General features: G+C 68.7%; 18 protein-coding genes. 10 read left to right on the top strand and 8 right to left on the bottom strand.

Going from position 1 to position 16,688, the window contains the following annotated elements; genetic code table 11:
* Position 1: 1 nt before the first annotated feature.
* Positions 2 to 322, bottom strand: coding sequence for a PLD nuclease N-terminal domain-containing protein (locus tag ACGFSB_RS18480; protein ID WP_393400004.1), 321 nt, complete (start codon positions 320 to 322; stop codon positions 2 to 4).
* An 88-nt stretch (positions 323 to 410) separates the two neighbouring features.
* Between ACGFSB_RS18480 and ACGFSB_RS18475 the strand changes: the two genes are divergently transcribed.
* Genes ACGFSB_RS18475 through ACGFSB_RS18465 form a run of 3 tightly spaced genes read left to right on the top strand, consistent with a single transcriptional unit; the run spans position 411 to position 3,478 of the window.
* A complete protein-coding gene (locus tag ACGFSB_RS18475) occupies positions 411 to 1,868 on the top strand; it encodes a menaquinone biosynthesis decarboxylase (protein WP_393400001.1) in 1,458 nt (485 codons plus the stop codon).
* Between the two features lie 2 nt (positions 1,869 to 1,870).
* Complete coding sequence (gene mqnP / locus ACGFSB_RS18470) at positions 1,871 to 2,794, top strand: menaquinone biosynthesis prenyltransferase MqnP (RefSeq protein ID WP_393399998.1); 924 nt, start codon at positions 1,871 to 1,873, stop codon at positions 2,792 to 2,794.
* Positions 2,795 to 2,803: 9 nt separating this feature from the next.
* The gene (locus ACGFSB_RS18465; RefSeq protein ID WP_393399995.1) at positions 2,804 to 3,478 is read left to right on the top strand and encodes a UbiX family flavin prenyltransferase; all 675 of its coding nucleotides are present in this window, start codon (positions 2,804 to 2,806) and stop codon (positions 3,476 to 3,478) included.
* Positions 3,479 to 3,480: 2 nt separating this feature from the next.
* Here ACGFSB_RS18465 and ACGFSB_RS18460 read toward each other — a convergent pair whose 3' ends face one another.
* Positions 3,481 to 3,603, bottom strand: a complete 123-nt coding sequence (locus tag ACGFSB_RS18460) for a hypothetical protein (protein WP_393400211.1) — start codon at positions 3,601 to 3,603, stop codon at positions 3,481 to 3,483.
* Between the two features lie 161 nt (positions 3,604 to 3,764).
* On the opposite strand from ACGFSB_RS18460, the gene ACGFSB_RS18455 reads away from it, so the two are divergent.
* The 5 genes from ACGFSB_RS18455 (at position 3,765) to ACGFSB_RS18435 (ending at position 8,300) form a co-directional block, all read left to right on the top strand.
* Positions 3,765 to 4,220 carry an Lrp/AsnC family transcriptional regulator gene (locus tag ACGFSB_RS18455; RefSeq protein ID WP_393400198.1) on the top strand — a complete coding sequence of 152 codons (456 nt, stop codon included), beginning with the start codon at positions 3,765 to 3,767 and terminating at the stop codon, positions 4,218 to 4,220.
* 93 nt (positions 4,221 to 4,313) lie between these two features.
* Complete coding sequence (gene mqnE / locus ACGFSB_RS18450) at positions 4,314 to 5,477, top strand: aminofutalosine synthase MqnE (RefSeq protein WP_393399992.1); 1,164 nt, start codon at positions 4,314 to 4,316, stop codon at positions 5,475 to 5,477.
* 126 nt (positions 5,478 to 5,603) lie between these two features.
* On the top strand, positions 5,604 to 6,128 hold the full coding sequence (locus tag ACGFSB_RS18445) for a GNAT family N-acetyltransferase (protein WP_393399989.1): 525 nt from the start codon (positions 5,604 to 5,606) through the stop codon (positions 6,126 to 6,128).
* Between the two features lie 106 nt (positions 6,129 to 6,234).
* Positions 6,235 to 6,525 carry a DUF4229 domain-containing protein gene (locus ACGFSB_RS18440; RefSeq protein ID WP_393399986.1) on the top strand — a complete coding sequence of 97 codons (291 nt, stop codon included), beginning with the start codon at positions 6,235 to 6,237 and terminating at the stop codon, positions 6,523 to 6,525.
* A gap of 407 nt (positions 6,526 to 6,932) precedes the next feature.
* On the top strand, positions 6,933 to 8,300 hold the full coding sequence (locus tag ACGFSB_RS18435; protein ID WP_393399983.1) for a dicarboxylate/amino acid:cation symporter: 1,368 nt from the start codon (positions 6,933 to 6,935) through the stop codon (positions 8,298 to 8,300).
* Positions 8,301 to 8,410: 110 nt separating this feature from the next.
* On the opposite strand, the gene ACGFSB_RS18430 is transcribed toward ACGFSB_RS18435, so the two are convergent.
* The 4 genes from ACGFSB_RS18430 to ACGFSB_RS18415 all read right to left on the bottom strand — a co-directional run bounded on the left by ACGFSB_RS18430 (position 8,411) and on the right by ACGFSB_RS18415 (position 11,869).
* The gene (locus tag ACGFSB_RS18430; RefSeq protein ID WP_393399980.1) at positions 8,411 to 9,208 is read right to left on the bottom strand and encodes an ABC transporter permease; all 798 of its coding nucleotides are present in this window, start codon (positions 9,206 to 9,208) and stop codon (positions 8,411 to 8,413) included.
* Positions 9,205 to 10,224, bottom strand: coding sequence for an ATP-binding cassette domain-containing protein (locus ACGFSB_RS18425; RefSeq protein ID WP_393399977.1), 1,020 nt, complete (start codon positions 10,222 to 10,224; stop codon positions 9,205 to 9,207). Before ACGFSB_RS18425 ends, ACGFSB_RS18430 begins: the two co-directional genes overlap by 4 nt.
* 125 nt (positions 10,225 to 10,349) lie before the next feature.
* Positions 10,350 to 11,192 (bottom strand): DUF4097 domain-containing protein, encoded by an 843-nt coding sequence (locus tag ACGFSB_RS18420; protein ID WP_393399974.1) that lies wholly within the window; start codon positions 11,190 to 11,192, stop codon positions 10,350 to 10,352.
* Between the two features lie 125 nt (positions 11,193 to 11,317).
* Positions 11,318 to 11,869: a hypothetical protein gene (locus ACGFSB_RS18415; protein WP_393399971.1), complete on the bottom strand. Its 552-nt coding sequence runs from the start codon at positions 11,867 to 11,869 to the stop codon at positions 11,318 to 11,320.
* A 178-nt stretch (positions 11,870 to 12,047) separates the two neighbouring features.
* Here ACGFSB_RS18415 and ACGFSB_RS18410 point away from each other — a divergent pair, with 178 nt between their 5' ends.
* Positions 12,048 to 12,689, top strand: coding sequence for a TetR/AcrR family transcriptional regulator (locus tag ACGFSB_RS18410; protein ID WP_393400195.1), 642 nt, complete (start codon positions 12,048 to 12,050; stop codon positions 12,687 to 12,689).
* On the opposite strand, the gene ACGFSB_RS18405 is transcribed toward ACGFSB_RS18410, so the two are convergent.
* Both ACGFSB_RS18405 and ACGFSB_RS18400 read right to left on the bottom strand, forming a co-directional pair.
* Positions 12,686 to 13,504: a MaoC family dehydratase gene (locus tag ACGFSB_RS18405; protein ID WP_393399968.1), complete on the bottom strand. Its 819-nt coding sequence runs from the start codon at positions 13,502 to 13,504 to the stop codon at positions 12,686 to 12,688. The genes ACGFSB_RS18410 and ACGFSB_RS18405 overlap by 4 nt on opposite strands.
* A 441-nt stretch (positions 13,505 to 13,945) precedes the next feature.
* Complete coding sequence (locus tag ACGFSB_RS18400) at positions 13,946 to 15,271, bottom strand: 3-oxoacyl-ACP reductase (protein ID WP_393399965.1); 1,326 nt, start codon at positions 15,269 to 15,271, stop codon at positions 13,946 to 13,948.
* A gap of 72 nt (positions 15,272 to 15,343) precedes the next feature.
* On the opposite strand from ACGFSB_RS18400, the gene ACGFSB_RS18395 reads away from it, so the two are divergent.
* Positions 15,344 to 16,618: an acetyl-CoA C-acetyltransferase gene (locus tag ACGFSB_RS18395; RefSeq protein WP_393399962.1), complete on the top strand. Its 1,275-nt coding sequence runs from the start codon at positions 15,344 to 15,346 to the stop codon at positions 16,616 to 16,618.
* The last annotated feature ends 70 nt before the right edge of the window (positions 16,619 to 16,688 follow it).

The following is a 16,688-nucleotide window of genomic DNA, read 5'->3' as shown; positions in this document are numbered from 1 at the left end:
ATCAGCCCTCGCTTCCCCTGTCCCGCTTTTCCTCGTCGGGGTCCTCGTCCCTGAGCGACTTCAGGAACTCGGGGTTGTCGTCCGGCGCCACCCACTGTCCGCCGCGCCCGGCGCGCGGGCCGCTCCCGGGGGTCGTCCTGCGCGCCTTGCCCGTGACGAACCAGGCGATCGGTCCGAGCAGGACCTCGCCGAAGAGCAGCACGATGATGACCCAGACCACCTTCGGCAGATGCCTGATCTCCTTCTCCGGAGTGTTCAGGACATCGATGAAGGCGTAGATCCACACGGCCAGGACCAGCAGGAACGGCAGATACCTGAGCATGTTGCGCGATTCCCCAAGCGACGGAGGAGGGGCGGCGAGCGGGCCCCGCTGTCGGGGCCAGGGTAGCCGGTGACCGATACTTGAACGCATGGCTTATGACGATCTTCGCTCCCTGCTCCGTGCACTGGAGCGCGAGGGCGATCTCAAGCGCATCAAGGCCCAGGTCGACCCGTATCTGGAGGTCGGCGAGATCACCGACCGGGTGCAGAAGTCCGGCGGCCCCGCGCTCCTCTTCGAGAACGTCAAGGGCTCGGCGATGCCCCTCGCGATGAACGTGTACGGGACGGACCGCCGCCTCCTGAAGGCGCTCGGCCTGAAGTCGTACGGCGAGATCAGCGAGAAGATCGGCGGCCTCCTCAAGCCGGAGCTGCCGCACGGCTTCGTCGGTGTGCGCGAGGCCTTCGGGAAGCTCGGCGCCATGACGCACGTACCGCCGAAGAAGGTGAAGTCCGACCACGCGCCCGTGCAGGAGGTCGTCCTCACCGGCGACGACGTCGACCTGGAGAAGCTGCCCGCGCTCTTCACCTGGCCCGAGGACGGCGGCTCCTTCTTCAACCTGGGCCTGACCCACACCAAGGACCCGGACACCGGCGTCCGCAATCTCGGTCTGTACCGCCTCCAGCGCCACGACAAGCGCACCATCGGCATGCACTGGCAGATCCACAAGGACAGCCGCAACCACTACCAGGTGGCCGCCCGCAGGGGCGAGAAACTGCCGGTCGCGATCGCCTTCGGCTGTCCGCCCGCGGTGACGTACGCGTCCACGGCCCCGCTCCCCGGCGACATGGACGAGTACATGCTGGCCGGGTTCATCCAGGGCAAGCGCGTCGAGATGGTCGACTGCAAGACGGTCCCGCTCCAGGTGCCTGCCCATGCCGAGGTCGTCATCGAGGGCTGGCTCGAGCCGGGCGAGATGCTGCCGGAGGGTCCTTTCGGCGACCACACGGGCTTCTACACGCCGCAGGAGGACTTCCCGGCGCTGAAGATCGACTGCGTGACCATGCGGAAGCGTCCGCTGCTCCAGTCGATCGTGGTGGGCCGCCCGCCGACGGAGGACGGCCCGCTCGGCCGCGCCACCGAGCGCTTCTTCCTCCCCCTCCTCAAGGTGATCGTCCCGGACATCGTGGACTACCACCTGCCCGAGTCCGGCGGCTTCCACAACTGCGCGATCGTCTCGATCGACAAGAAGTATCCGAAGCACGCGCAGAAGGTCATGCACGCCATCTGGGGCGCCCACATGATGTCGCTGACCAAACTGATCGTGGTCGTGGACAAGGATTGCGACGTCCATGATCTGCACGAAGTGTCCTGGCGCGCGCTCGGCAACACCGACTACGCGCGCGACCTGACGGTGGCCGAAGGTCCCGTCGACCATCTCGACCATGCCTCCTACCAGCAGTTCTGGGGCGGCAAGGCGGGTATCGACGCGACGAAGAAGCTGCCCGAAGAGGGATACACACGGGACGGAGGCTGGCCGAACATGGTCGAGTCCGACCCGGAGACGGCGTCGAAGGTCGACCGCCGCTGGAAGGAGTACGGGCTCTAAAGATGAGTGCTGATTCAGCGACTCCGGAACTCTTCGGACCCGAGCCCGCGCCGCCCGGCAAGGTCAAGGCGTTCCTGCGCCTCGTCATGATCGAGCACTCGGTCTTCGCGCTGCCCTTCGCCTACATCGCCGCGCTCACCGCGATGTTCCAGCTGGACGAGAACATCCACTGGGGACGGCTGCTCCTGGTCACCATCTGCATGGTCGGCCTGCGGACGTTCGCCATGGCGGCGAACCGGATCATCGACCGGGAGATCGACGCCCGTAACCCGAGGACCGCCCACCGCGAACTCGTCACGGGCGCGGTGTCGGTGAAGTCCGCGTGGACGGGCGCGCTCATCGCGGTCGTCGTCTTCCTCGGCTCGGCCGCCCTGCTCAACCCGCTGTGCCTGGCGCTCGCGCCCATCGCGGTGATCCCGATGGTGGTCTATCCGTACGGCAAGCGGTTCACGAACTTCCCGCAGGCGATCCTGGGCCTCGCCCAGGCGATGGGCCCTGTCGGTGCCTGGATCGCGATCACGGGGGAGTGGTCCTGGGACGCGGTGATCCTGGGGCTCGCGGTCGGCGTCTGGATCGGCGGCTTCGACCTGATCTACGCCTGCCAGGACGTGGAGACGGACCGCGAGGTCGGCGTGAAGTCGGTGCCCGCGCGGTTCGGCATCCCGGCCGCGATCCGGGGCGCCCGCGGCTGTCATCTGACGACCACGGCGCTGTTCGTCTGGTACGCCGCCGCGACCGACGCGGGCGCGTTCCTGTGGCTCGGTATCGCGGTCGTCGCCGGTGCGTTCGTGTACGAGCACTCCATCGTGAAGCCGCATGACCTCTCCCGCCTCAACCGTGCCTTCTTCCAGGTCAACGGCTTCATCGGCATCGCGCTCTTCGTCTGCGCGCTGCTCGATCTGCTGGTGCGCGGCCTTACCGTCTAGGCTCACAGCGTGAAGCCAGGAGATACGCAGCGTAAGCCTTGGATCGTGGGGGTGTCCGGTGCCTCGGGGACCCCGTACGCGGCGGCCGTGCTGCGTGCACTGCTCGCGGCCGGGGAGAGCGTGGACCTGGTGGTCTCGCGGGCCTCGCGCCTGACGGTCCTCGATGAGACGGGCATCGCCTTCCGGGACGCGCACTGGCAGGAGGACCTGCGGGAGTGGCTCGGACAGGGCGCCGACGGCAAGCCGGGGACCTTCGACGTGCCGGTGGACGACGTGCGGTACTGGGCGGCCGGGGATCTGGCCGCAGGGCCTTCGTCGGGGTCGTACGCGACGAAGGGGATGCTGATCGTGCCCGCGTCCACGGCGTGCGTGGCCGGGGTGGCGCTCGGGCTCTCGAAGGACCTGCTCCAGCGGTCGGCGAGCGTGACGCTCAAGGAAGGGCGCCGACTCGTCGTCTGCGTACGCGAGACACCGCTGAACGGGCAGACGCTGAAGCACATGGTGACGCTGGACGAGGCGGGCGCGATCGTGCTGCCCGCCTCTCCGGCGTTCTACGCGGGGGCGACGCACATCCAGGATCTGGTGGACTTCGTCGCGGGGCGGACGCTCGACGCGGCGGGGGTGCCGCATCAGCTGTACCGCCGTTGGGAGGGAGAGCTCGGCTCCAGCTCCCGGGGGGATTAGCGCTACTTGGCGCCGCGCTTCTTGCGGGCGGCGGCCTTGGGCGCGGTGGGCTTGTGGGCACGCGAGCGGTTGGCCAGGTCCTGCAGCTCGCGCATCCGGGCGTAGGCCATCTCGATCGAGTACACGGGTGACTCACTCCTGAAGGATCGTCAAGGGTTGATAAGGATCGTTGGATCGTTGTTGATCCGCTGAAATTTCGAAAGATTCACAGGGTGTTGACCCTGTTGCACCTTGGATTCTACACATAGACTCGCGGTATCGCTGAATAATGAAAGGCATCGCACCTATGGACGCCGTGGACAGGCAGCTCATCCAGGCCCTTCGGGAGAACGGCAGGGCCTCGTACGCCGAACTCGGCCGCCTCGTCGGCCTCTCGGGACCGAGCGTCACGGACCGGATCAACCGCCTCGAAGCGGCGGGCGTCATCACCGGCTACCGCGCGACGGTCGACTCGCCCTCGCTCGGTCTCGGCGTCATCGCCCTCATCGGCATCTCCCTCTCGGACGCCGCCGACCATGAGGACGTGGCACATCGCCTGAAGGACCTGCACGAGATCGAGGACTGCTGGTTCATCGCGGGCGACGACTCGTACATGCTCAAGGTGCGGGCCAGTGACGTGGACGGCCTGGAGAAGACGATCCGCAGGCTCAGTGGCACGAAGGGCGTCTCCAGGACGCGTACGACGATCGTGCTCTCCACGAAGTGGGAGAACCGGGTCGGGGAGCTGCCCGAAGAGTCCTAGGCGTGGAGCGCCATTTGGGGGCACCTCCCGCCCGAAGGGTGGGGGAGTACGGTTGGCGGGACTTTGTCGTAGTGAAGAGGTAAGGGCGAAGGCATGGACGCAGGTCTCAAGCGCGAACTTGAGCAGAAGGTCCGGGACGGTGAGCGGCTGTCCCGCGAGGACGGCATCGCGCTCTACGAGTCGGACGATCTCGCCTGGCTCGGCGGTCTCGCCCACGAGGTGCGCACGCGCAAGAACGGCGACGTCGTGCACTTCAACGTCAACCGTCACCTCAACATGACGAACGTGTGCACCGCGTCCTGCGCGTACTGCTCGTTCCAGCGGAAGCCGGGCGAGAAGGACGCGTACACGATGCGCATCGAGGAGGCCGTCCGCCTCGCCAAGGCGATGGAGGGCGAGAACCTCACCGAGCTGCACATCGTCAACGGCCTGCACCCGAACCTGCCGTGGCGCTACTACCCGCGTTCGCTGAGCGAGCTCAAGAAGGCGCTCCCGAACGTCTCCCTGAAGGCGTTCACGGCCACGGAGATCCACCACTTCGAGACGATCTCCGGCATGTCGGCATCCGACATCCTCGACGAGCTGATCGAGGCGGGCCTGGAGTCGCTCACAGGTGGTGGCGCCGAGATCTTCGACTGGGAGGTCCGGCAGCACATCGTCGACCACGCCACCCATTGGGAGGACTGGTCGCGCATCCACCGGCTCGCGCACGAGAAGGGTCTGAAGACCCCGAGCACGATGCTGTACGGCCACATCGAGGAGCCCCGTCACCGGGTCGACCACGTGCTGCGCCTGCGCGAACTCCAGGACGAGACCGGCGGTTTCCAGGTCTTCATCCCGCTGCGTTACCAGCACGACTTCGTGGACATGAAGGACGGCAAGGTCAGGAACCGCCTCCAGGCGCGGACGACCATGGCGTCGGGCGCGGAGGCGCTGAAGACGTTCGCGGTGTCGCGGCTGCTCTTCGACAACGTCCCGCACGTCAAGGTCTTCTGGGTCATGCACGGCCTGCAGACGACGCAGCTCGCGTTGCAGCACGGCGCGGACGACATGGACGGCTCGGTCGTCGAGTACAAGATCACGCATGACGCGGACAACTTCGGTACGCCGAACAAGCTGACGCGGGAGGACCTCCTCGACCTCATCCGCGAGGCGGGCTTCCGGCCCATCGAGCGGAACACGCGGTACGAGTCGATCCGTGAGTACGACGGTCCTGACCTGTCGCTGCGGGATACGCCGCAGGCGATGCGGGTCTGATCCGTCAGTTGTGAACCACGCGCGAGCCCCGGCCGTTTCGGCCGGGGCTCGTCGCGTTGTCCGGCATGTTGTCCGGCATACGAAATGTGGTTGAGGCGCGGCGTGAGTAATGGTTAATCTATCCCTATGACACTTACCTTCCGGCTGGATCCGGAGATCGACCCCGCCCTCCGCGACGGCGTCCTCGCCCTCTGGGCCGACGTGTCCAACGCCGGCGGGGCCGTCGGTTTCGTACCGCCCGTGACGGTCGAGGACATACGCCCCGAGTGGCTGAAGCGCCTGACCCAGCTGAGCGAGGGGCACACCCGGCTGCTCGTCGGGTACGACGAGGACGGTGCCGTCGCCGCGACCGCCTTCCTCACGTACAACACGCACCGGCTGATGGAGCACTGGATCTGGCTGTACGTGGTGATGGTGCATCCGCGGCACCAGGGCAAGGGATACGGGCGCGACCTGATGGCCGCCGCGGCCGACGCCGCCCGCGATATCGACGGGATCCAGGCGATCCGGCTGACCTGCCGGGGCGGCACGGGAGTCGACCGGTTCTACGAGTCCTGCGGATACAAGGAGGTCGGGCGGGTGCCCGGCGCGATCCGGGTCGCCCCCGGCGACGACCGCGACGACATCACGATGCTGCTTCCGCTCGGCTGACGCTTCGCGAGATGGTTCACCCCCCTGCTGGGCGCGAGCCCTCCCGTGCTTCACTGGAGGGGCTCGTCCTACTCGGGCCCATTTCGGAACGGAAGAGTGGATTGACATGCTCCGCTACACGCTGATGCGCCTCGGGATCTTCGTGGGCTGCTTTTTCGCGGTCTGGGGACTTGTCTATGCCGAGATCCTGCCCAAGGGACTCGGGGACTCCAACCTCCTCTGGGTGCTGCTGCTCGCCCTCGTCATCTCCGCGCCCATCAGCTTCGTGGTGCTGCGGGGGGAGCGGGACCGGGCGTCGGTCCAGGTCGTCGAGCGCGTGGAGCGGACCAAGGCCAACCTGGAGGCGAACCGCACCCAGGAGGACGTCGCCGACGACTCGGCTCGCGCGCAGTCGTAAGGTTCGTCACAGAGACCTCAGCCCCGGTACTGGAGCAGCCGCTCCGGACCGGGGTTTCTTGCGTCCCAGGGGTGCCCTCGCCTCTGATCGGCCTCGTCTACCTCAAACAAGACCTTTGATGTTCTCAAAGTTCAAGTGTTAACGTGTTCGACATGAAGACAGCAGTGGCGCCCCGCATCCCCATGAGCGTTCCGCTCGTGGCGCGCCTGCATGTCGATCTCTGCCGCTGCATGTCCGCGGCCTGTCGTCGCCGCCTCTGAGCCCTCGCTGAGCCTCTCCGAACAGCGCGAGCGAACGACAAGCACCAAGTGACATCTGCATTGCAGCGGCGCCGTCAAGGCCGTTCCGTCCGATCCCCTCGCGGTCGCCGCTCCCTCACGTCCCCCGCCATCACCCGGAGTGTGTCCGTGTCCGCGAACTCCCCCGTATCCCCGGCCGACTCGGCCGAGCAGCCGAAGTCAGGCTCCCGGATACCCCAGTTCCTCAAGCTGCCCTTCTGGGCCCAGATCCTCGGCGGTCTGGTCCTCGGTGTCCTGCTCGGCTGGCTGGCCCGCAGCCAGGACGTGTCCTGGCTCGTCACCACCCTGGACAAGGTCGGAACCACCTTCATCGGGCTGTTGAAGCTCGCGGTCGCCCCGCTGGTCTTCTTCGCCATCCTGATCTCGATCACCAACCTGCGTAAGGTCAACAACGCGGCGCGCCTCGCCACGCAGACGCTGGTCTGGTTCATGATCACGTCGCTGATCGCGGTCGTCATCGGCCTCGCCATCGGCCTCATCACGAACCCGGGCGCAGGCACCGGCCTCACCCCGAAGGACGGCGCCAAGCCGGACCACGCGGGCTCGTGGCTCGACTTCCTCACCGGGACCATCCCGACGGACGTCGTCACGCCGTTCACCGAGCTCAACGTCCTGCAGATCGTCTTCATGGCCGCCGTCGCCGGTATCGCCGTACTGAAGATCGGTGACAAGGCGCAGCCGATCCTGGACCTGAGCGAGTCGGTCCTCGCCCTGCTCCAGAAGGCCCTGTGGTGGGTCATCAAGCTCTCGCCGATCGGCACCATCGGCCTCATCGGCTTCGCTATCGCGGACTACGGCTGGGACCTGATCAGCCAGTACGCGACGTTCACCGCCGACATCTACGTCGGCTGCGCCCTGGTGATGTTCGGCGTCTACCCGCTGCTGCTCTCCACGGTCGCCAAGGTCAACCCGCTGCAGTTCTTCAAGGGCGCCTGGCCCGCGATCCAGCTGGCCTTCGTCTCGCGCTCCTCGGTCGGCACGATGCCGGTCACCCAGAAGGTCACCGAGCGGCTCGGTGTGCCGAAGGAGTACACGTCCTTCGCGGTGCCGTTCGGCGCCACGACCAAGATGGACGGCTGCGCCGCGATCTACCCGGCGATCGCCGCGATCTTCGTCGCGCAGATCTTCGATGTGCAGATGGGCATCAAGGAGTACGTCCTCATCGCCTTCGTGTCGGTGGTGGGTTCCGCCGCGACCGCCGGTCTGACGGGCGCCACGGTCATGCTCACCCTGACCCTGTCCACGCTGGGCCTGCCGATGGAGGGCGTGGGTCTGCTGCTCGCCATCGACCCGGTCCTGGACATGATGCGCACCGCCACGAACGTGGCCGGGCAGGCTGCCATTCCGGTGATCGTCGCCGCCCGCGAGAAGATCCTCGACCGTGAGGCCTACGAGAACGCGTCGGCTTCGCCGCTGGACGAGTTCGACGGGTCCGCCGACGAGTCGCAGGCGGTGCCTGTGCCTGCTGCCGCCTGACGTCCCCCGGCTCGCGCGACGTGCCCCCGTACCCAGACCTGGGTACGGGGGCACGTCGCGTGTGCGGGGTCGTGCCGGTTGCTTCGGGGCGCGGCTGCTTCTGGTCGCGGTTACTTCGGGTCGCGGTTGAACTGTGCGGTGGCCCAGCGGTAGCCGAGTGCGGTGAGGGCGATGCACCAGGCGAGGGCGATCCAGCCGTTGTTGCCGATCTCGGTACCGAGGAGCAGGCCGCGCAGGGTTTCGATGGCGGGGGTGAAGGGCTGGTATTCGGCGATGGGCTGGAACCAGCCGGGCATGGTGTCGGCGGGGATGAAGGCGCTGGAGATGAGGGGCAGGAGGATCAGCGGCATGGCCATGTTGCCGGCCGCTTCCGGGTTCGGGCTTGCCATGCCCATCCCGACCGCGATCCAGGTCAGGGCCAGGGCGAACAGTGCGAGCAGGCCGAGGGCGGCGAGCCATTCCAGGGCGGTGGCATCCGTGGAGCGGAAGCCGATGGCCACGGCGACGGCGCCGACGAGGACCAGGCTGGCCAGGACTTGCAGCACGCTTCCCAGGACGTGTCCGATGAGCAGGGAGCCGCGGTAGACCGCCATGGTGCGGAAGCGGGCGATGAGGCCTTCGGTCATGTCCGTGCAGACGGAGATCGCGGCGCCGATGACGGTGGAGCCGATGGTCATCATCAGCAGGCCGGGGACGATGTAGGCGATGTAGTCGGCGCGGTCGGCGCCGGTGCCGCCGATGCCTGTGCTCATTACGTCGCCGAAGATGTAGACGAAGAGCAGCAGGAGCATGATCGGGGTGAGCAGCAGGTTCAGGGTCATCGACGGGTAGCGCTTGGCGTGCAGCAGGTTGCGGCGCAGCATCGTGGACGAGTCTCGGACGGCGAGGGTGAGGGCGGGGGCGCTCATCGGACGGTCTCCTTGGACTGGGCGGGAACGCTGGTGCCGGTAGTGGTGGGGCCGGTGAGGGCGAAGAACACGTCGTCGAGGTCGGGGGTGTGCACGGTCAGTTCGTCCGCCTCGATACCGGCCGAGTCGAGCCAGTCGAGGATGGAGCGCAGCTCGCGCTGGGTGCCGTCGCTGGGGATGTGGAGGGACTGCGCGTCGTCGTCCCTGGTGACCTCGCGCAGGGCGACAGCGGCGCTCTGGTACGCGGCCGGGTCGGTGAAGCGGAGGCGGATGTGTCCGCCGGGGATGAGGCGCTTCAGCTCTTCGGCGCTGCCCTCTGCGACGATCTTGCCGTCGTTGAGGACGGCGATGCGGTCGGCGAGTTCGTCGGCCTCGTCGAGGTACTGGGTGGTGAGGAAGACGGTGACGCCGTCGGAGACGAGCTCGCGGATGATCTGCCACATGTTGTGGCGGGAGCGTGGGTCCAGGCCGGTGGTCGGCTCGTCGAGGAAGATGATGCGCGGATCGCCTACGAGGGTCATGGCGAGGTCGAGGCGGCGCTTCATGCCACCGGAGTAGGTGGAGGCGGGCTTCCTCGCGGCCTCGGTGAGGTCGAAGCGCTCCAGGAGCTCGGCGGCTGTGCGGCGGCCCTCGCTGCGGGAGAGGTGGTGGAGGTCCGCCATCAGGAGCATGTTCTCCTCGCCGGTGATCAGGCCGTCGACCGCGGAGAACTGCCCGGTGACGCCGATCGCGGCGCGTACTCCGTCCGGTGACGTGGCGATGTCGTGACCCGCGACCTGGGCCTGGCCGCCGTCCGCGGTGATGAGGGTGGAGAGGATCTTGACGGCGGTGGTCTTGCCCGCGCCGTTCGGGCCGAGGAGGGCGAACACGGAGCCGGCCGGGATGCGGAGATCGATGCCGTCGAGGACGGTCTTGTCGCCGTACGACTTGCGTAGGGCGACGGTGGAGACCGCGGCGGTGTCCGACGACGGTTGAGCATCGGGCTGACTGGACGTGGGCATGACAGATGAAGGCATGGGGCCCTCCCGATCGAAGGCTGAGGTGGTTGGGGGTGAGCGGGGTGAGCGGGGTGAGCGGGGTGAGCGGGGTGAGCGGGGTGGAGTGGTGGAGTGCTCGGGGAGCGAGGGCGGTTCTTGGCGGGTCAGGCCTTCGCGCGGAGGATGTCGATGTTGCCGTGCCGGGTGCGGGCGCGGATCTTGACGGTGTCCTCGGTCTCCTCCGGGCTCTCGGACGCGGTGAGCCTGTTGCGTACCTGCCCCTTGTCGGAGCTGACGTCGAGCCAGGCGGCCGTGCCCTCGCGGATACCGACCTCGATGGCGCCGTAGTTGGTCTCCAACTGGACGGTGCCGCGGGCGGCTTCGGCGATGCGCAGGGCGCCGTGGGTGTTGGTCGCGGTGACCGAGCCCTCGGCGCGCGCGATGTCGATGGCGCCGTTGGCGCCGCTCACCCGCAGGTCGCCGGTCGCGGCGCCGACGGTCGTGTTGCCGTGCGAGTTCTTCAGTACGGCGGGTCCGTCGATGAGGCCGACGCGGATGCTGCCGGAGCTGGTGGTGATCTCGGCCGCGCCCTCGGCCCGGTCGACGGTGATCGAGCCGTGGGAGGCGGTCAGCTGGAGCGGACCGGTCGTGTCGAGGCGGATGTCACCGACGGAGGCCTTCACGCGGACCTCGCCGAGCCGGCCCTCGCCGAGCACCTGGGTCCAGGAGCCGGTCACCTCGACGTGCGATCCCGTGGGCAGCTCGACCCTCACGTCGACGGCGCCGGTGGGGCCAATAAGGTAGCGCTGCTTCGTCCTGATGGTCAGGACGCCGCCCGTGTAAGTGACTTCGGTCTGCTCTGCGGCCCGTACGTCCTTGTCCTTCTTCGGGTCGAGGGGCGTCACCTCGACGACGGTGTCAGGTCGGTCGCTCGCGGCGAACAGGATGGAACCGGCGCCCACATGCGCCGTGGCCGAGATCGGTTCGGGAGTGTCGAAAGAAGGCATGGCTGTCCCGTCCTCTTGGGTCATCAGGGCGTCCCCGCTGGTGGGACGTGGTGTGGGTGAAGTGGGAAGGGGTGGCGCGGGGGTCGTGGTTAGCGCGGGGGCCAGCGCCGTGGCGAGCGCCGTGGTTAGCGCACCCAGCCGGTGAAGTTCTGGCCGATGGTCTGGGTCTTCTCCGGCGTACGCGGTCGGGTGCCGCCGTCGACCGCGGCCGACACGGCGCGGACCAGCCACGCGTTGACCGAGAGACCCTCGCGGCTCGCGGCCTCTTCGGCGCGGGTCTTGAGGTGGGCGGGCAGGCGGAGGTTCACACGGGCGGTGCCGCCCTCGTCGCCGTCGGCGGGCGTCTGCGGCTTGAGCGGTTCGGCGAATGCGGGTGCGAATGCGTGTGCGTGTGCGGGGCCGGGTGTGGTCGGCTCGGTGGCGCCGTCGTCCGTGGGCGGCAGCGTCACCACGAAGTCGGGGTCGAGGCCTCGTAGCCGTACGTCTACCGAGCCGGGGGCGAGTTCGAGGGTGATCTCGTCCATCGCTGCGGAGAGCACGTTGAGCATGGTCAGGCGGGTCGCCGACTCCAGGGGAGCGGTGAGCCGCTCTGCCAGCTCGCGGGCTTCGTCGCCGCCGGCTTCGGCGGCCACCGCGAGTTCGCGGCGGAGGGTGTCGACGTACGGGGTGAGGTCCATGACGCCATCATGGCACCATCGTGGTGCCATACGCAAGAGGGGGTGGCGCGGAGTGGTGTCATGTGGCGCCGACCTTAGGCTGGTCCTTCTGTGCACAGGTTGTGTGCGAGGCGGGCGGGGTGGGGTGGGCGATGTGAAGGCCGGGAAGGCCGGGACGGCCGGAAAGCGGCAGAAGCGGATGCCGCGGGCCGTGCGGGAGCAGCAGATGCTGGATGCCGCCGTGCGGATCTTCGGGCAGCGGGGGTACCGGGCCGCTTCGATGGACGAGATCGCGGAGGTCGCGGGGGTCTCGAAGCCGCTGGTGTATCTGTACTTGAACTCCAAGGAAGACCTGTTCACCGCGTGTATCCGGCGGGAGGCCGCGGCGTTGGTGGCGGCGGTGCGGGGTGGAGTGAGTGGGGGAGCGAGCGGGGGAGTGAGCGGGGCGGGAGGTGCCGACCGGCAGTTGTGGGCCGGGTTGCAGGCCTTCTTCACGCATACCGCTGAGCGGCCCGACGCGTGGGTGGTCCTGCACAGTCAGGCGCGGACGCACGGGGAGCCGTTCGCGGCCGAAGTCGCCGTGATGCGCGAGGAGATCGTGGCGTTCGTGACGTCCCTGATCGCGGAGGCGGCGCGGGAGGCGCACCGCAATCCGGAGCTGGCCGAGCGTGAAGTGGCCGGTCTCGCCCAGGCGTTGGTGGGGGCGGCGGAGTCGCTCGCCGGGTGGGCGAACGGTGATGTGTCGGTGTCCGCGAAGGAGGCTGCCGCGACGCTGATGAACTTCGCGTGGGCGGGGCTCGGGGAGTTGATGGAGGGGCGGCGGTGGGCTCCCGCCCCTTAGCGGAGGGTTCCGCTGAGGTGGATCGTGCCGCCGGTGCCGCCGGTGCCGCCGGTGTTGCGGAGTTGGAAGGCGGGGCCTTCGGCTGCGTAGGTGACTGTGCTGGGGAGTAGGACGGGGGCCTTGAACTCGGCGTGTACGTAGGAGGGTTCGGGGGCGTCGTACTCGGCGAGGCAGCGGGCCACGGTCCACATGCCGTGGGCGATGGCTCGGGGGAAGCCGAAGGCGCGTGCGGTGAGGGGGTGCAGGTGGATGGGGTTGCGGTCGCCTGAGACGGAGGCGTAGCGGCGGCCGAGGTCTGGGGGGAGCGGCCACTCGGCGCGGGCGGGGAGCGGGGGGTTGTCGTGCTCGCGGGGTGTCTGAGGTGCCTCGGTGGTGGTGCGATGCCGGGCCAGGTATGTGCTGCTGGATGTCCATACGGCGGTGCCGTCGACGCGGGCTTCGGTGACGAGGGTGGCTTCGGTGCCGCGGCGGTGGGGGGTCAAATGGCTGGCGTGTACGGATAGTTCAAGGGTGTCCGTGGTGGTCAGTGCGCGCTGCTGGGTGATCTCGATGGACGTGTGGACGAGGCCCAGCACGGGGAGCGGGAAGGCGCGGGTGGTCATGAGACGCATGGCCAGGGGGAAGCTGAGGATGTGGGGGTAGGTGAGGGGGAGGGTGTCGGTGTTGTAGCCGCAGATGCGGGAGTAGGCGGCGAGGTGGTGGGTGTCGGGGCGGATGCCGCGGAGGGTCAGGGGGGTGCGGGGGAGCGGGGCGTCGGGGTGGGGCCGCTTGAAGGGGGAGAGGATCGCTCCGCGGAGGAGCAGGGGGGTGAGCATGAGGGGTCCTTCTTTCGGTCCGTGGGTGGGGATGCCTGCGGCGCCTGTGGCGGGTGGGGTGGGGGTTGGCGACGCGGCATCGGTTCGTCGGTGGCAGCGGGGCCGCGCCGGTATGTCCGTCCTCGCCATCACGGTCTGGGCGTGCTGCTACTTCGGTTCTGGAGTTCTGGGAACCGTGCTCCGGGCGGAAATACCGACACGACCCCGCGGGTCCGCTGCCGACAGCAGGTGCATCGCGGCCAAGCCCTCGTCGGCAGGGGCGTGTTCGCTCCTCTGCCGACGAGTTCACCGCCCCACCCACACAGCCCTGCCCGCTGCCGACCCACCCGGTGCACGGGCCACCCACCCACCCCTCAATCACTGCGGGGCAATCGGGCGGGTGGGCGGGAAAGGCTTGTTCGGTACAGGCAAAGCTGCGGGGGGAGCCCGGTACGACGAGGGCTACGCCCCGAGCAGGCTTTGGCCGCAGACCCGGATCACCTGGCCGTTCACCCCGCTGGAGGCCCCCGCGAGCCACGCCGTGGTTTCCGCGACGTCCACCGGTAGGCCGCCCTGCGCAAGGGAGTTCATCCTGCGGCCCGCCTCCCGGATGAGGAGCGGCACCGCCGCCGTCATCTTCGTTTCGATGAAGCCCGGGGCCACCGCATTCACCGTGACCCCGTACTCCGCGAGGGCCACCGGGGCCAGCGCACGCACCATGCCGATGATGCCCGCCTTGCTGGCCGCGTAGTTCGTCTGGCCGACGTTGCCCGCGATCCCGGCGATCGACGCGGTGGCCACGATGCTGCCGCCCCGGTTCAGCGCCCCGGACTTGAGCAGCGCGTCCGTCGTGCGCAGCACGCTCGTCAGGTTCACGTCCAGGACCGGGCTCCAGCGGTCCGCCGGCATGTTGGCCAGCTTGCGGTCCCTCGTGATGCCCGCGTTGTGGATGAGGATGTCGAGGCCGCCGGGGGCGAGCGCCGACGCGATGTGCTCGCCCGCGTCGTCCGCCGTGATGTCCAGGGGCAGTGCTGTGCCGCCCAGGCGGTCCGCCACCCGTACCAACTCGGCCTGGGCGGCGGGGACATCGAGTACGACCACGTGCGCCCCGTCCCGTGCCAGGACCTCCGCCACCGCCTCGCCGATCCCCCGCGCGGCCCCGGTGACGAGCGCCGTACGGCCGGAGAGGGGGCGGTCCCAGTCGCGCGGGGACGGGTCGGCTTCGGCTTCCCCTACCTCGATCACCTGGCCGCTGACATACGCCGACCTCGGTGAGAGAAGGAATCGCAGCGTCGACTCCGCCGCTCCCGCCGAGCACATGCGGACCAGGGTTGCCGTGCGGCCCTTGCCCAGCTCCTTGCCCAGGGAACGTACGAAACCCTCCAGCGCTTGCTGTGCCGCCGCCTGATGGTGATCGGTGAGTGAGAGCGGGGTGCCGAGGATCACCACGCGGCCGTTCTCCGCCACCGAGCGCACCACGGGGTGCAGCAGCGCGTGCAGCTGGGCGAGGTCAGGGGTGTCGCCAATGCCCGTTGCGTCCACTACTACCGCTGTGGGGTGGGGGGAGTCGGGGGTCGTCGTCGCGTTGAGGTTCGTTCTGGTCAGGATGTCCGTTAGGTCGCCCTTGTGTGGAGAGTCTCCTCCCACCGTCAAGTGCAGCAGATCGCCCTGGAGCGTGGGGTGTTCCGGCGCCCAGCGGCGCAGCGTGGCCGGTTGCGGCAGGCCGAGCCTTCGGGCGAGGAAGCGGCCGGGTGTGGTGCCCGTGAAGTTCAGATAGCGGTCGGCCATTGTCCAACTCCCAGCTCGGTCGTAAATTTACTTCAGAGTAAGGTTACTCAAGGGTCAGGAGTTGGTCGAGACATGAATCTGCCCACTACCCGCCGCGTGGCGGTCATCGGCGGCAGCCGCATCCCCTTCGCGCGCTCCGACGGCCCGTATGCCACCGCGTCCAATCAGGAGATGCTGACGGCCGCCGTTGACGGGCTTGTGGCTCGGTTCGGGCTTGAAGGGGAGGGTGATGTGGGGGAGTTCGTCGCTGGTGCCGTGCTCAAGCACAGCCGGGACTTCAATCTCGCCCGCGAAACCGTCCTCGGTTCGCGTCTCGCGGCGACCACACCCGCGTACGACATCCAGCAGGCCTGCGGGACGGGGTTGCAGGGCGTGATCGCCGCCGCCAACAAGATCATGCTGGGGCAGACGGAGTCCGCGGTGGCCGGTGGGGCCGATACCGCGAGCGATGCCCCGCTCGGCGTCAATGACTCGTTGCGGAAGATCCTGTTGGCCGCGCGGCGCGCCAAGTCCGTGGGCGGGCGGGTCAAGGCTCTCGCTCGTGTGCGGCCCTCGCATCTCGTACCCGATATTCCGCGCAACTCGGAGCCCCGCACCGGGCTTTCGATGGGCGAGCACGCCGCCGTGACCGCCCAGGCCTGGGGCATCACGCGGGAGGCGCAGGACCAGCTCGCCGTCACCAGTCATCAGCGGCTCGCTGCCGCGTACGACAGGGGATTGTTCGATGGGCTCGTGGTGCCCTTCCGCGGGCTTGAGCGGGATCAGAATCTGCGGCCCGGGTCGACCGTCGAGAAGCTGGGCGCGCTGAAGCCCGTCTTCGGCGTCTCGGGGCCCGATCCGACCATGACCGCGGGCAATTCCACCCCCTTGACGGACGGTGCCGCTGTCGCCCTGCTCGCGAGTGAGGGGTGGGCCGAGGAGCGCGGGCTCGAACCGCAGGCCTGGCTGACCTCGTACGAGACCGCCGCCGTGGACTTTGTCGGGGGTGATGTCGTCGGTGGTGAGGACGGGCTTTTGATGGCGCCCGCCTACGCCGTGCCGCGGATGCTCGAGCGGGCGGGGCTCACGCTCGCGGACTTCGACTTCGTCGAGGTCCATGAGGCCTTCGCCTCGCAGGTGCTCGCCACGCTGGCCGCCTGGGAGAAGCAAGGGCTCGGCGTCGTGGACCGGGACCGGCTGAACGTCGCCGGGTCCTCGCTCGCCACGGGCCATCCCTTCGCCGCCACCGGTGCGCGGATCATCGCCACGCTTGCCGCGCTGCTCGCGGAGCGGGGCACTTCCGGGCGCGGGCTGATCTCGATCTGCGCGGCGGGCGGCCAGGGGGTGACGGCGATTCTCGAACGGTAGCGGCCGCCGCCGGGCGAGGGGCACGTCGCCTCGTTCATTCTCACCTGCCGTACGGAGCAGGCGTACGCGC

Origin of the sequence: Streptomyces sp. NPDC048441 (assembly GCF_043200235.1) — a bacterium.
In the GTDB taxonomy this organism is placed as follows: Bacteria; Actinomycetota; Actinomycetes; order Streptomycetales; family Streptomycetaceae; genus Streptomyces.
The sequence above is the reverse complement of the archived record's forward strand: the minus strand, read 5'-3'. Positions and strand labels throughout refer to the sequence as shown.

Bases quoted from the DNA above. Each gene is read 5' to 3' on its own strand.
- ACGFSB_RS18410 (WP_393400195.1), top strand. From the start codon at position 12,048: ATGCCGCGGGCCGTGCGGGAGCAGCAGATGCTGGATGCCGCCGTGCGG.
- ACGFSB_RS18405 (WP_393399968.1), bottom strand. From the start codon at position 13,504: ATGCTCACCCCCCTGCTCCTCCGCGGAGCGATCCTCTCCCCCTTCAAG.
- ACGFSB_RS18455 (WP_393400198.1), top strand. From the start codon at position 3,765: ATGGACGCCGTGGACAGGCAGCTCATCCAGGCCCTTCGGGAGAACGGC.
- mqnP (WP_393399998.1), top strand. From the start codon at position 1,871: ATGAGTGCTGATTCAGCGACTCCGGAACTCTTCGGACCCGAGCCCGCG.
- ACGFSB_RS18420 (WP_393399974.1), bottom strand. From the start codon at position 11,192: ATGCCTTCTTTCGACACTCCCGAACCGATCTCGGCCACGGCGCATGTG.
- ACGFSB_RS18425 (WP_393399977.1), bottom strand. From the start codon at position 10,224: ATGCCTTCATCTGTCATGCCCACGTCCAGTCAGCCCGATGCTCAACCG.
- ACGFSB_RS18400 (WP_393399965.1), bottom strand. From the start codon at position 15,271: ATGGCCGACCGCTATCTGAACTTCACGGGCACCACACCCGGCCGCTTC.
- ACGFSB_RS18480 (WP_393400004.1), bottom strand. From the start codon at position 322: ATGCTCAGGTATCTGCCGTTCCTGCTGGTCCTGGCCGTGTGGATCTAC.
- ACGFSB_RS18430 (WP_393399980.1), bottom strand. From the start codon at position 9,208: ATGAGCGCCCCCGCCCTCACCCTCGCCGTCCGAGACTCGTCCACGATG.
- ACGFSB_RS18440 (WP_393399986.1), top strand. From the start codon at position 6,235: ATGCTCCGCTACACGCTGATGCGCCTCGGGATCTTCGTGGGCTGCTTT.
- ACGFSB_RS18395 (WP_393399962.1), top strand. From the start codon at position 15,344: ATGAATCTGCCCACTACCCGCCGCGTGGCGGTCATCGGCGGCAGCCGC.
- ACGFSB_RS18445 (WP_393399989.1), top strand. From the start codon at position 5,604: ATGACACTTACCTTCCGGCTGGATCCGGAGATCGACCCCGCCCTCCGC.
- mqnE (WP_393399992.1), top strand. From the start codon at position 4,314: ATGGACGCAGGTCTCAAGCGCGAACTTGAGCAGAAGGTCCGGGACGGT.
- ACGFSB_RS18475 (WP_393400001.1), top strand. From the start codon at position 411: ATGGCTTATGACGATCTTCGCTCCCTGCTCCGTGCACTGGAGCGCGAG.
- ACGFSB_RS18415 (WP_393399971.1), bottom strand. From the start codon at position 11,869: ATGGACCTCACCCCGTACGTCGACACCCTCCGCCGCGAACTCGCGGTG.